The 13,466-nt window shown below is 68.9% G+C and carries 11 protein-coding genes and 1 pseudogene; 7 read left to right on the top strand and 5 right to left on the bottom strand.

The genetic code is table 11. From position 1 onward, the window contains the following. Positions 1–22: 22 nt before the first annotated feature. The 3 genes from ACYVO6_RS03555 to ACYVO6_RS03545 all read left to right on the top strand — a co-directional run bounded on the left by ACYVO6_RS03555 (position 23) and on the right by ACYVO6_RS03545 (position 4,706). Positions 23–1,282: a TolB family protein gene (locus ACYVO6_RS03555; RefSeq protein WP_461057101.1), complete on the top strand. Its 1,260-nt coding sequence runs from the start codon at positions 23–25 to the stop codon at positions 1,280–1,282. Between the two features lie 300 nt (positions 1,283–1,582). After that, positions 1,583–3,208 (top strand): citramalate synthase, encoded by a 1,626-nt coding sequence (cimA, locus tag ACYVO6_RS03550; protein ID WP_461057099.1) that lies wholly within the window; start codon positions 1,583–1,585, stop codon positions 3,206–3,208. A gap of 169 nt (positions 3,209–3,377) precedes the next feature. Further along, on the top strand, positions 3,378–4,706 hold the full coding sequence (locus tag ACYVO6_RS03545; protein WP_461057097.1) for a hypothetical protein: 1,329 nt from the start codon (positions 3,378–3,380) through the stop codon (positions 4,704–4,706). 133 nt (positions 4,707–4,839) lie between these two features. On the opposite strand, the gene ACYVO6_RS03540 is transcribed toward ACYVO6_RS03545, so the two are convergent. From ACYVO6_RS03540 to ACYVO6_RS03525, 4 genes are all read right to left on the bottom strand, one after another. Next, on the bottom strand, positions 4,840–5,622 hold the full coding sequence (locus ACYVO6_RS03540) for a S1 family peptidase (RefSeq protein ID WP_461057095.1): 783 nt from the start codon (positions 5,620–5,622) through the stop codon (positions 4,840–4,842). A 243-nt stretch (positions 5,623–5,865) separates the two neighbouring features. Beyond that, positions 5,866–6,738, bottom strand: a complete 873-nt coding sequence (locus ACYVO6_RS03535; RefSeq protein WP_461057093.1) for an alpha/beta fold hydrolase — start codon at positions 6,736–6,738, stop codon at positions 5,866–5,868. 177 nt (positions 6,739–6,915) lie between these two features. Then, complete coding sequence (locus ACYVO6_RS03530) at positions 6,916–7,410, bottom strand: N-acetyltransferase (RefSeq protein ID WP_461057091.1); 495 nt, start codon at positions 7,408–7,410, stop codon at positions 6,916–6,918. A 193-nt stretch (positions 7,411–7,603) separates the two neighbouring features. Next, positions 7,604–8,773, bottom strand: a complete 1,170-nt coding sequence (locus tag ACYVO6_RS03525; RefSeq protein WP_461057475.1) for a Cmx/CmrA family chloramphenicol efflux MFS transporter — start codon at positions 8,771–8,773, stop codon at positions 7,604–7,606. A 236-nt stretch (positions 8,774–9,009) separates the two neighbouring features. On the opposite strand from ACYVO6_RS03525, the pseudogene ACYVO6_RS03520 reads away from it, so the two are divergent. From ACYVO6_RS03520 to ACYVO6_RS03505, 4 genes and pseudogenes are all read left to right on the top strand, one after another. After that, positions 9,010–9,277, top strand: a pseudogene (locus ACYVO6_RS03520) (ATP-binding protein); the annotation flags it as partial. 46 nt (positions 9,278–9,323) lie between these two features. Further along, complete coding sequence (locus ACYVO6_RS03515; RefSeq protein ID WP_461057089.1) at positions 9,324–10,199, top strand: aminoglycoside phosphotransferase family protein; 876 nt, start codon at positions 9,324–9,326, stop codon at positions 10,197–10,199. Positions 10,200–10,318: 119 nt separating this feature from the next. Then, the gene (locus ACYVO6_RS03510; protein ID WP_461057087.1) at positions 10,319–11,803 is read left to right on the top strand and encodes an AAA family ATPase; all 1,485 of its coding nucleotides are present in this window, start codon (positions 10,319–10,321) and stop codon (positions 11,801–11,803) included. A gap of 37 nt (positions 11,804–11,840) precedes the next feature. Continuing rightward, entirely contained in the window at positions 11,841–12,416 is a 576-nt protein-coding gene (locus ACYVO6_RS03505) for a YdeI/OmpD-associated family protein (protein ID WP_461057085.1), read from the top strand. Positions 12,417–12,572: 156 nt separating this feature from the next. Here ACYVO6_RS03505 and ACYVO6_RS03500 read toward each other — a convergent pair whose 3' ends face one another. Beyond that, positions 12,573–13,169, bottom strand: a complete 597-nt coding sequence (locus ACYVO6_RS03500; protein WP_461057083.1) for a YceI family protein — start codon at positions 13,167–13,169, stop codon at positions 12,573–12,575. Positions 13,170–13,466: the final 297 nt, after the last annotated feature.

Genomic DNA, 13,466 nt, shown 5'->3' with positions numbered 1-13,466 from the left:
ACAGGGGAAACCGGGGGAACACATGACCAGGGCCAAGCGAGCGACGTCCGTCGCCGCACTCGTCATCAGCACGCTCGCACTGACGGCGACCGCCACGGCGACGGCGGCACCGGCACCGCTCATCGAGCGAGTCACCGTGTCGGCCACCGGCGAGCAAGGGTCGAGCAACTCGTCCGGGCCGTATCTGAGTGCCAACGGCCGCTACACCGCGTTCGGATCCGATGCGCCGAACCTGGTGCCGGGCGACACGAACGACGCCGGGGACGCATTCGTGCGCGATCTGCGCACGGGCCGGCTGGAACGCGTCAGCGTCGCGACGGACGGCACCCAGGCCGACCGGGGTACCAAGCCCGCGGCCATCAGCGCCAACGGCAGGTACGTGGTTCTCGTCTCGACGGCCACGAACCTCGCCGACTGGACCGAGCCGTCGGTGGACTGGGCCCAGGACGTGTACGTCCACGACCGCGCCACAGGTCGTACGGAACTGGTCAGCAGGACGCCGAACGGCGTGTCCTCCTACGCACAGGGAGTCGCGGCGATCTCCGACGACGGACGCCACGTGGCCTTCACCGCCCGGCCCAGCCAGATGGAGACCGGCGACCCGCTCATCTATCCCGCCGTCTACGTCACCGACCGCCGCACCGGCACCATCGAGCGGATCACCAACCGCGCCCACCCGGGCCGAGGCTCGTACCACCTCGACATGAGCGCCGACGGCCGCTACGTGGCGTACACACAGAACGACGTGCGCGGCGGTACGGGCCTGCTGATGGTGCACGATCGCCGCACCGGCACCGAGGAGCAGGCCAACGTCACCCCGGACGGGTCCCCGGCCGCGCGGCTCGCCATCGACCCCTCGCTCTCGGCGGACGGCCGGACCATCGCCTTCGACTACACGGGTGACGACCTGGTGGCCGGCGGCGCCGCGAACACGCACGCCTACGTGCGCGACCTGAGGACGGGCACGACCCGGGGTGTCGTCCATGACGGCGACGGTGGCTCGGGCCTCTTCGGGTCCCAGCTCAGCGACGACGGCCGGTACGTCGCCTACACGTTCGTGGCACCGCTGGGAGAGGAGAACGCGTACGTACAGGATCTGCGCACCGGGGCGTCCCGGCTCGCCAGCGAGTCCGTCACGGGCGGCCCCGTCACGGACGAGGACGTCTACGTCACGTCGTTCGGCGGCGGTGGCCGACTCCTCGGACTCGGGAGCGGCTCCGCGCAGCTGGTCCCGGGCGACACGAACGGGGTGAGCGACGGCTTCGTCCGCCGCCTGCGCTGAGTGACGTGACGTTCGCATACTGAGACACCCGTGAGCACGGGGGCGGTCTGTGCCAGACTGCCCCCGTGCTCTCGTTCGCCACGATTATTGGCAGCAGGCGCGCCGGTCCGCAGTGACCGCCCCGTACGACCACGTACGGGCGGACACCGTCGTCCTCGACCCGCGCGCAGACCTCTCGCACCCGCGAGGGGTTTTTCTGTTTCCCGGCCCAACCACAGCCGGGGCCGGAGCGTGAGGGATCATGAGGACGGTGGAGCCGGTCATTCCGGTAGACCGCATCCCATACAGGAGCCAGTAGAGATGACAGACGCAACCGACGAGAATTACGGCCCTTCCCACGTCGACGACGACTTCCACGTCTTCGACACGACGCTGCGCGACGGTGCGCAGCGCGAGGGCATCAACCTCACCGTCGCGGACAAGCTGGCCATCGCACGGCACCTGGACGACTTCGGCGTGGGCTTCATCGAGGGCGGCTGGCCCGGCGCCAACCCGCGCGACACCGAGTTCTTCGCCCGCGCCCAGCAGGAGATCCACTTCAAGCACGCCCAGCTCGTCGCCTTCGGCGCCACGCGCCGCCCGGGTGCCAAGGCGGCCGAGGACGCCCAGGTCAACGCGCTCCTCGAGTCCGGCGCTCCCGTCATCTGCCTGGTCGCCAAGTCCCATGACCGGCATGTCGAGCTGGCCCTGCGTACGACGCTCGACGAGAACCTGGAGATGGTCCGCGACACGGTGTCGTATATCCGCTCTCAGGGCCGCCGGGTGTTCGTCGACTGCGAGCACTTCTTCGACGGCTACCGGGCGAACCCCGAGTACGCGAAGGCGGTCGTACGGGCGGCCTCGGAAGCGGGCGCCGACGTGGTCGTGCTCTGCGACACCAACGGCGGCATGCTGCCGGCCCAGGTCCAGGCCGTGGTCGCCACGGTCCTGGCCGACACGGGTGCCCGGCTCGGCATCCACGCCCAGGACGACACGGGGTGCGCGGTCGCCAACACCCTGGCCGCGGTGGACGCGGGCGCGACACACGTCCAGTGCACGGCGAACGGGTACGGGGAGCGGGTCGGCAACTCGAACCTGTTCCCGGTGGTGGCGGCGCTGGAGCTGAAGTACGGCAAGAAGGTCCTCCCGGAGGGCGCGCTGTCCGAGATGACGCGGATCTCGCACGCCATCGCCGAGGTCGTGAACCTCACGCCGTCCACGCATGAGCCGTACGTAGGGGTCTCGGCCTTCGCGCACAAGGCGGGCCTGCACGCCTCCGCCATCAAGGTCGACCCGGACCTGTACCAGCACATCGATCCCGAGCAGGTCGGCAACACCATGCGGATGCTGGTCTCCGACATGGCGGGCCGGGCGTCGATCGAGCTGAAGGGGAAAGAGCTGGGCGTCGACCTCGGTGACGACCGTGAGCTGGTCGGCCGGGTCGTGGAGCGGGTCAAGGAGCGCGAGCTCAAGGGCTACACGTACGAGGCCGCCGACGCCTCCTTCGAACTCCTGCTCCGGGCGGAGGTGGAGGGCAAGGTCCGTAAGTACTTCGAGGTGGAGTCCTGGCGGGCGATCGTCGAGGACCGCCCCGACGGCAGCCACGCCAACGAGGCCACGGTCAAGCTCTTCGCCAAGGGCGAGCGCATCGTCGCCACGGCGGAGGGGAACGGCCCGGTGAACGCGCTGGACCGAGCCCTGCGCGTGGCCATGGAGAAGATCTACCCCCAGCTGGCCAAGCTGGACCTGGTCGACTACAAGGTCCGCATCCTGGAGGGCAAGCACGGTACTTCCTCCACGACGCGGGTCCTCATCTCCACGTCGGACGGCGCGGGGGAGTGGTCGACGGTGGGCGTGGCGGACAACGTGATCGCCGCGTCGTGGCAGGCCCTGGAGGACGCGTACACGTACGGCCTGCTGCGGGCGGGGGTCGAGCCCGCGGAGTGAGGGGGCGCGTGTGCGGGTGGGCGAGTGAGCCCGCTCGGTGAGGGCGGTACGGGCAGGCGATGGCGAAGCTGACGGCGGCCTACCGGGCGGCGTGACACCGGGTGGGCGTGCATGCGCCCGGCGTGCACGCCCCCCTCACTTTGCGCCGCACAGGAGTAACTTCGAAGGTATGAAGGCCGCACTGAACCGTGGACTCTCCGTACTCCTGATCGCGTTCGCGGCCTTGGCGGTGCTGTCCGTCGGGGCCACGCGCGCCCATGCCGCCACGGATGTCTCGACGGTCGCGGAGGCTCTGGAGGAGAGCCCCGTGTACGTCGACCCGTCCATGTCCGAGCAGCTGCCGAAATCCGACGCCGAAGCCCTGGCCAAGGAGATCGAGGACGCCGACAAGCCGGTCTTCGTCGCGGTGCTCCCGGCCGACTTCCCGAAGGAGAACCTCTTCCAGAACCTGCGCACGGCGACCGGCGTCACGGGCCTGTACGCGATCCGGCTCGGTGACCAGTTCGACGCGAAGGCCGACGCGGCAGTCCTGCCGGACAACGGTGTGCGGAACCTCGTCACCAGCGTCCAGGGCGAGGACATCCGGACCCAGCTCGACAACTTCACGGACCGCGCCCTCGCCAACGTCGGCGGCTCCGCCCCCAGCAGCTGGACCGACGGCGGCGACAGCGACCCGACCGGCGTACTGATCGGAACGGGCGTCGTGCTCGCGGCCGGTGGCGCGGGCGCCTACACGCTCGTACGCCGCAACCGCCGCAAGCAGGAAGAGGAGCGGCAGGCCGCGCTCGAGAAGCTCCGCGTGGTCGTCGACGAGGACATCACCGCCTTCGGCGAGGAGCTCGACCGGCTCGACTTCCACCCCGCCGAGAAGGGCGCGGACGACGCGATGCGCGCCGACTACGAGCGCGCCCTGGACGCGTACGACAAGGCGAAGTCGTTCATGGCCGCGGCGCAGCGCCCCGAGGAGGTGCGCGCGGTCACCCAGGCCCTGGAGGACGGCCGCTTCTCGCTCGCCCTGCTCGCCGCGCGTCGCGAGGGCCGTCCGCCGCCCGCGCGCCGCGCCCCCTGCTTCTTCGACCCGCGCCACGGCCCCTCGGTCGCCGACGCGACGTGGACACCCGACGGCGGCACACCCCGCGAGGTGCCGGTCTGCGCCGCCGACCGCACCCGCCTGGCCGACGGCCTCGACCCCGCCGTCCGCGAGGTCGACACCGACTCCGGCCGCCGCCCGTACTGGGAGGCGGGCCCGGCCTACGGCCCCTGGGCCGGCGGCTACTTCGGCGGCGGCATCCTCCCCGGCCTCCTCGTGGGCACGTTGCTCGGCCAGATGATGGCCGCCCCGGCGTACGCGGCCACCTACGGCTCCGGCTACGGCGACTTCGGAGGCGGCGGTTACGAGGGCGGCGACGTCTCCGGCGCGGACTTCTCCTCCAGTGACTTCGGAGGGGGCTTCGGCGACGGCGGCTTCGGCGGGGGTGACTTCGGGGGCGGCTTCTGAGGCACCTCGTAAGGGGTGCGGAGCACGGGAACGGGTCCGGCGCGGAGAGCGCCGGACCCGCGTGCGTTCGTACCAGGTGTGCGTCGTACGAGGCGTACGTCGTACCGGGCGCACGTCTCGTATCAGGCGTACGTCAGAGAGAAGCCGCCGCCGAAGCGATCGCCGAGGCGAAGGTGGAGACCTCGGTGTAGACGCCCGGAGCCTCCGGCTGGGCGCAGCCGTCGCCCCAGCTGACTATGCCGACCTGGATCCATTCACCGGCGTTGTCCTTGCGGAACATCGGTCCGCCCGAGTCACCCTGGCAGGTGTCGACGCCGCCCTCCTCGAAGCCGGCGCAGATCTCCTCGCCCGCCACGAGGTCACTGTAGAAACCGCCGTAGCCCTCACATGTGGCGTCGTCGATGAACGGCACGGTCGCCTTGAGCATGTAGCGCTGCTGAGCCCCGCCCTCAACGGCCGCACCCCAGCCGGCGACGGTGAAGTCACCGGTGTTGTACTGGCTGTTGGTGGCGATCTTCAGCGTCGGCAGGTTGATGGGCTGGGCCAGCTTGATGAGCGCCCAGTCCTTGCCGGTGCCGTTGTAGCCGGGGGCCTGGAGGACCTTGGTGGAGCGGACCTGGACCCGGCCGCTCGTGCTCTGCAGGTCCACGACTCCGGCGGTGGCCGTGATGCTGGTGTTGTTGCCCGAGCCGCTCACGCAGTGGGCGGCGGTGAGCACGATCTGCTGGGTGTAGAGCGCACCGCCACAGCCCATGGAGAGCCGCACCATGAACGGGAACTCGCCCTGGGCGGCGCGGGTTCCGCCCACGACGGGCGGGGTGGCGGCCGTAGCGCTGACGGGCTGAAGGCTGACGATCGCGAGGGCGGCGGCGCCCATGACCGCGCATCTCTTGAGCGCCTTGAGGAGCTTCTTCAACGTGATGCCTTCCGTGGGGGGTTGGGCATTGATGTTGGGGGATTGATGCCAGAAATTTATGTCAGGCACATGCCAAAGGAGTAACAGACGATCGCGCCCTCAACGGCATGAGCTGGTGATTTCTGTTGGAGGATTATGAGAACGCCGCCCACGCCACCACAAGGCACGAATTCCGGCCACGGGTGTCCGATTCCCGGGCAGCGGCGCTCCCTCCGTCCGCTCAACTATCGCCGGGCCCACCGCTCATGAAGGCGGCCCAGGACGCGGGGTGAGCGTGGCAAGTTCGCCCAGGACTCGGGCCGCCGGCGCCGGGTCGACCAGCCACTTCAGGTGGCTGCCAGCGAGAGTGCGGACGTCGTACGGGTTGTCCGGCGTCAGCTCGTTGCCCTCGCGGATCAGCCGGTCCTGCATGGCGAGCGGCATGCTCGCGTCGTCGGCCAGGCGGACGAAGCTCTTCGGGACGCGCCCCCAGGTCGCGGCCTGCGCCCGGTCGGTGGAGGTGCCGACGTCCAGGTTCTCATCAGGCTGGAAGGTGTTCAGGAAGGTCAGGAACTCCTCTTCGGTGCCGTCGGCGAGGAAGGCCGCCTTGAGCGCCGCAAGGGCGTCCGGATCCGCAGTGCGGAAGTTGACCCGGAGCAGGCCGAGTTCGGCAGGGTTCCCGGCCATCGCCGAAGCCAGGGAAGCGGCGTCGACCGTGGCCATCTCCGGCTCGGCGTAGTAGTCGCCGACGTCGAGAGCGACCGGGCACCAGGCCGCGACATAGACGATGCGGTCGATCAGGTCCGGCCGCGCGTTGGCGGCGGCCGTGGCCGTGGCGCCGCCTCGGCTGTGGGCGACAAGGATCACGGGGCCATTCCGCTTGGCCCGTTCCAGGATCCCGATCAGGTGCGCGGCGTTGTCGGCGAGTGTGACACCCTTGATCGAACCGGGCGCGGTGGCGAGCCCATCCAGATCCTGCGGCGCCTGATAGGCGCGGGTGAAGGTCGCCCCGAAGCCGTGGCCGGGCAGGTCGACGGCGACCGAACGGTGTCCCAGGAGGCCGAGTTCGGCCTGGAGCGGTGCCAAGGAGAAGGAGTTCGCGAAGGCTCCGTGAACCAGTACGAACGTCGGTTGCATCTGTCTACTCACTTTCTGGCCTCTGCGGCGCACCGTCTCCGCCGCAGCAACGTCTTGGTGCGTGGTAAACGCTTCTGGGGGTCCGGGGGCGAAGCCCCCCACGCGGCGGAGCCGCAAATTGATACAGCCGGGAAGGGGCGGGCCTGGGGAAGGAAACCCCCGCACAAGCGACCCGCTTCAGTCGGCACCCGGCAGAGCCAGCCACTCCTTCCACGACAGAGCCCGCCCGATGAACCGCGGCCGTTCAAAGGGCCACGCCTCCCCGATCCACCGAGGCACGAACGCGTCGAACTCCCGCTCCAGCTCGGTCCCGACGGCGTCGTCCACCACCCACCACGAGACCTCGACATCGGCGCCCGCCTTTTCCGGCGGATCGATGTAGACACACCCGTACTCGGTGGTGCCCGCCGCGTCGAACAGCACGTAATTGAACGACTCATGCGCAGCGATCTCAGCCGCGTGCCGCTCAAGATCCGCCTTGTTCGCCTCATATGTGATGGTGTCAGCAGGCCATCCCCAGGCCTCCCCGAAGATGCTCCACAACCGCTCCCGCGATCCCATCACGGCGGGATAGTCGATCGGGGCGTCGGCTCCAGAGATCGGCCGGAGGTACTGCCCACCGGGCAACTCGACACGTACAGGATGGACGAAGTCCGGGGGCAGCCAGGTCATGGCGGAAGGGTACGGACGAAGGACTGGTTCCGCACCGGGTTAAGGCCTTGATGGCCAATCCCCTCTGCCGGGTGCGAGTTGCGAAAAGCGTGACACTTTCCCGGAAAGTGTCACGCTTTTCGCGGAGAGCGCCTGGACCGTCGGGGCATTTTCGTACGTGAGGACGGGGCAGCGTACTGTTCGACCTCGTTGGTCACACGGACGGCGACGCCGGAGCCGCAACGACCCGATTCCGGCGGTCGGTCACTCCCACGGCGAGGGCCACGCCCACGAGCCCGGCACTCACCCACAGCGGCGAGCGATAACCGAACCCCGCTCCGATCACGACCCCACCGACCCACGGGCCCACCGCGGCACCGACATTGAACGCGGCCGTGGCGAAGCCGCCCGCCAGAGTCGGTGCGTCGGCCGCCGCGTACAACGCCTGGGAAATCAGCGTGGACCCGACGGCGAACGAGAGCGCGCCCTGAACGAAGGCGAGCACGACCGCCGCCACCGGATTACCGGCGGACAGCGCGAAGACACCCCATCCGACCAACAGCGCCACCCCACCGACCACGAGGAGCGGTACGGGCCGGACATCAGCGATCCGCCCCCCGACGCTCACCCCCACGAACGACCCCAGCCCGAACAGCGCCAATATGACGGGCACCCACGCGGCCCCGAGCCCGGTGACCGAGGTGACCACCGACGCGAGATAGGTGAACGTGCAGAAGGTCGCCCCGTTCACCAACGCACCCAGAAACAGCGCCAGTTGAAGCCGTGGCCCCCGCAATGCCCGTACTTCCTGGCGCACACTGACACGAGCGACATCGGGAACCCCACCTGGCACAGACCGCAGAATCGCGAACAGGGCCGGTACGGACAGAACGACCACGGCCCAGAAGGCCGACCGCCACCCCCACACCTGCCCCAACAAGGCCCCACCGGGAACTCCCGCCACACACGCGACGGTGACGCCACCGAGCAGCACAGACGTGGCCCGCCCCTTGGCCTTCGCGTCGACCATCCCGACGGCCGTCACGACAGCGACGGCGAGAAACCCGGCGTTGGCCAAGGCCCCCACGACCCGAGTCACCAACAGCACCGAAAAGTCACTGGTGACGGCCCCCACCACATGGACAATCAGAAAGGTCCCCAGAAACCCCAACAACGCCCCACGCCGAGACCACCGCCGACTCACGACGGCCATCAACGGCGCCCCCACGATCATCCCGACAGCGAACGCCGAGGTCAGCGACCCAGCAGCCGGAACGGACACCCTCAAATCCCGCGCGATGTCCGGCACCAGCCCGGACAACATGAACTCAGAAGTCCCCTGAGCGAAGACAGCAAGCCCCAACAGATACAGCCCAAACGGCATGAAAAACTCCGCACACCCGAAAACGAACACGGCCGACGGCACAGCGTTCCGGCAACGGTGAGGGGTGACTTGAATCGTCGATCTTTGATCGCTGATCACTGATCGCGGAGCTTCAGCCCGACATCCCAAACAGCCACCGGAGAGCCGGTGGCCGGAGTCTTGACGCCTCGGGACTGGACATGAGGGGCAGGCTAGTTACGCCCGCTGCCCCCGGTCCACTCAATTAACGCCGGGCCCACCACGTACCGCCCGGCCGCGGCTTCAGGCTCCACCTCTTCCTCCACACCGACGGAGTCGTACGCGTCGAAGTGCACGACAGCGGCCCGGGCGAGGTCCGGCTCCCGGACACGTGCACCGAGGCGGAGGACGGCCGAGGACTCCTGCTCGTTGCCGCACTCGCGGACAAATGGGGGGAGGGACCCCGGCAAGGTGGTGTGGTGCGAGTTCGCGGTACGCAAGGACGACGTCCCTGCGCCCAACGGCCGCCCCACAGCCGGACCTTGAGGAAAAGCATGTGCCCAGGCGCCGACAGGGCACGCAGACTGGACCGATGATCGACATCACCGATGAGCTCGTGCGCACCTTGGTCTCGGACCAGTTTCCCGAGTGGAGCGACCTTCCGGTCGAGCCCGTAGCGCGTCAGGGCTGGGACAACCGGACCTTCCGGCTTGGCGATCGGCTGGCCGTACGCCTGCCGAGTGCGGAAGGGTATGTGGCCGCCGTGGAGAAGGAAGACCGCTGTCTGCCCGTCCTGGCCGGGCACCTGCCGCTGCCCGTACCGGAACCGATTGCTGTCGGGCGTCCGGCGGCGGGCTATCCGTATCCGTGGTCGGTGCGGCGCTGGTTGCCGGGAAACACCGTCGAGGCGGTGACGGACATCGACCGGACCCGGCTGGCCCGGGACCTCGGTGGCTTCCTGACCGCTCTCCGCCAAGCCCCTGCCCGGCAGGGACCGGCCGCCGGTGTCCATTCCTACTTCCGTGGCTGCCACCCCAGCGCCTACGGAGATCAGGTCGAGGCCGCTCTCGACAAGCTCAAGGGAGTCGTCGACGTCGCTGCCTGTGAAGCCGTCTGGGCGAGCGCGCTGACCTCGGCCTGGCCGCTTCCACCGACGTGGTTCCACGGTGACGTCGCCATCGGCAACCTGCTTGCCACTGACGGGACGCTGTCCGCCGTCATCGACTTCGGTACGTCCGGTGTCGGTGACCCCGCTTGCGACCTCGTCATGGCCTGGACGTACTTCGTGGGTGACGAGCGGAAGGTCTTCCGCGAGGCCGTCGGACTGCCCGACGACACCTGGCGTCGAGCCCGCGGATGGGCCCTGTGGAAGGCACTGGTGACCATGGCCGGCCTGTCCAGCCCCGATCCCGAGGGCTTCCAGAGCCAGGTGCTGGTCCAGGTGCTCGATGACCCGGTCGTCGACTGACCCACGTGTTGGCCGTGCCGGAGTCCCGCGCAGGGAAGGGTGACGGACTCTCCTGATGGTCGTTAGGGGAAGTGTATTTCCGGGAAACGTACTTCCCTTAAGCGCCGCAGGAGACGACTATGCGCCGACCCACCCGCAACCTGCCCAAACCCCCCGACATGTTCGACCGCGACTGGGAATGGAGCGAGCTGACCGCCTTCGCTGCCGACGAGGGTCCGGAGGCGACCATGGCCGTGGTCTCCGGGCGACGACGACAAGGCAAGTCGTTCCTGCTCGACTCGCTCGCCAGGGCCGCCGGAGGCTTCTACTTCTGCGCGTACGAGGCCACGGAGGCCGAGTCGCTGCGCCGCTTCGGGGAGGAACTCGGCCAGTACAGCGGCAGCATCGCCCCGATGCGGTTCGACCGCTGGGAGCAGGCCGTCGACGCGCTGCTCGCGCTGGGCAAGGAGCGGCCCCTTCCTGTCGTCATCGACGAGTTCCCATACCTGGCCAGGGCAACGCCCTCGTTCCCCTCCATCGTGCAGGTCGCGTACGGTCCTCGGCGCCCCGAACGGCTCCAGTCCCGCACCCGACTTCTCCTCTGCGGCAGTTCACTCGCCTTCATGGGCAAGCTGCTCAGCGGTACGTCGCCCCTCCGGGGCAGGGCCGGGCTCGAACTCATCGTCCAGCCACTGGACTTCCGCCAGGCCGCGGCCTTCTGGGGCATCGACGATCACCGTCTCGCGTTTCTCGTGCACAGCGTGGTGGGCGGAACTCCCGCTTATCGGAGGGAGTTCGTGCGCGATGACGTCCCCGCCGACCTGGATGACTTCGACGCCTGGGTCTGCCGTACGGCCCTTTCGCCCCGTTCCCCGCTGTACCGCGAGGCCCGCTACCTGCTGGCCGACGAGTCGGACCTGCGGGACCGGGCTCTCTACCACTCCGTGCTGGCGGCACTCGCCTCGGGTAACGCCACGGCGGGCGGAATCGCCGGCTGCCTGGAGCGCCCCACCAGCGACATCACCCATCCCCTCACCGTCCTGCAGGACTGCGGTCTCGTACGCCGCGAAGTGGACGCCTTCCGCAAGAACCGCAGCGTCTACCGGGTGGGCGAGCCGCTCATCGCTTTCGACCACGCCATCTCACGGCCGAAGCTCCCGCTGCTGGACCGAGGCTTGGCGGAACAGGTCTGGGAGAGCTCCCGAGCCCGCTTCCTCTCGGCCGTCGTCGGTCCGCACTTCGAACAGATCTGCCGCGAATGGGTCGCCCATTTCGCCGCACCGGAGACCTTCGGCGGCATGCCGATCGACGTCTCGTACGGCACGGTCCCGGACCCGGAGGCCCGCAGCAGCCACGAGATCGACGTCGTGGTTCGCGGCGCGGTGGGCCAGGACAACGGCGTCCTGCTCTCCCTCGGCGAGGCCAAGTGGGACCAGGTCATGGGCGTCGGACACCTCGACCGCTTGCGTCACGTCGAGTCCCTGCTCGCCGGCCGCGGGATCGACACGTCAGCAGTGCGGCTCACCTGTTACAGCGGTGCGGGATTCACGGACGACCTGCGAGCCGCCGAGGCCAAGGGTGAGGTGGTCCTGGTGGATCTGCAGCGCTTGTACGGAGGGGAGTAGGACGAGAGCTGTCCTATTCTCGCCCTACCTTGTCCCCATGGACACTCTCGACGGCCTGGCGATCAAGGTTTTCGATGACGCGGGACAGTTGGACGTCTGGCTCGGTGCTCACGCTGAGGTTGAGCGCGGAGTCTGGCTGAAGATTGCCAAGAAGGGATCCGGCCGGACCACCGTCACCGTGGCGCAGGCCCTCGACGTGGCCCTCTGCCATGGGTGGATCGACGGTCAGCGCAGGCGCCAGGACGAGACGTACTACCTGCAGAAGTACACCCCGCGTCGACGCGGCAGCGAGTGGTCGATGGTGAACGTACGCAAGGTCGAAGCCCTCACGGCGGCCGGGCGTATGCGGCCCCGGGGGCTCGCGGAGGTGGCGGCGGCCAAGGCGGACGGGCGGTGGGAGGCGGCGTACGAGTCGCAGCGGAACGCCACGGTTCCGGACGATCTGGCCGCAGCGTTGGAACGGAACCCGCGCGCCAAGAAAGCCTTCGATGAGCTCGGCAGGACCGGTCAATACCTGGTCATCCTGGGCCTGTTGAAGGCCAGGACTCCGGAGGTCAGGGCCGCTCGGCTGGAGAAGGCGGTCGCCGGGCTGGCGGAGCAGGGGGCGAAGTGAAGCACGGGCGGCCCGGAAGGCACCGGCGGCTCGGAAGGCTGTCGGCCCGGACGCCCAGCCTTCGTTGCGGCCCGAGCGCCCGCCCTCCGTTGGGGATCGGAGGGCGGCGTGCTCAGCGTGTCGACGGGAGTCGCGGCGAGAGCGGGAGCCGCAGGATCAGCCCGCGTTCTTGATCGCCGAGATGTCGAAGTTCAGCTTGATCTTGTCGGAGACCAGGACGCCGCCCGTCTCCAGCGCCGCGTTCCACGTGAGGCCCCACTCCGAGCGCAGGATCTCCGCCTTGCCCTCGAAGCCGACGCGCTCGTTGCCGAAGGGGTCCTTCGCGGCGCCGTTGAACTCCAGGTCGATGGAGATCGGCTTGGTGGTGCCGAGGATCGAGAGGTCGCCGGTGATGCGGTAGTCGTCGCCGCCGAGGGACTCCGCCTTGGTGGAGCGGAACGTCATCGTCGGGAACTCGTCCGTCTTGAAGAAGTCGGCGCTCTTGAGGTGGCCGTCACGGTCGGCGTTGCCGGTCTCGATGCTGTCCATCTTGATGTCGATGGTCGCGGTCGACCGGGACGGGTCGCTGCCGTCCAGGTGCAGGGAGCCCGAGAGGTCGGTGAAGCTGCCCTTGACGTTGGTGACCATGGCGTGCCGGGCGACGAAGCCGATGGTGGTGTGGGACGCGTCGATGGTGTAGTCGCCGGTGAGGGCGGACAGGTCGGCGGCGGTGGTGGCGGCGGTGGCGGTGTCCTTGTTGCCGAACAGACCCATGACTGGCTCCTTGGGGGACGAGCCCCGGCTCTGCACCGAGGCTGTTTAATCTTCAACGAGGCACAGCATAGAACTATTCCGGGTCGCACGAGAACAGTTCGTACGTGTACGTCCGCACATGGATGTGCACGGACATTCGTAGGAGTTCGCCCTTTCGGGGGGCACTGAACCGCCGTCGGCCTCAGCAAGGAACGGCCGGTTCCGCGTCCTGCCTCGTCATCTCCCGCCCCCCTTCCGCTCATTGGCCGATCAATCCTGGTCAAGGGTCTAGGGACGGGCCGTGCGGCGCGCGTACGC

Source organism: Streptomyces pseudoechinosporeus, from assembly GCF_054783935.1.
This window is presented reverse-complemented; position numbering and strand designations above follow the sequence as displayed.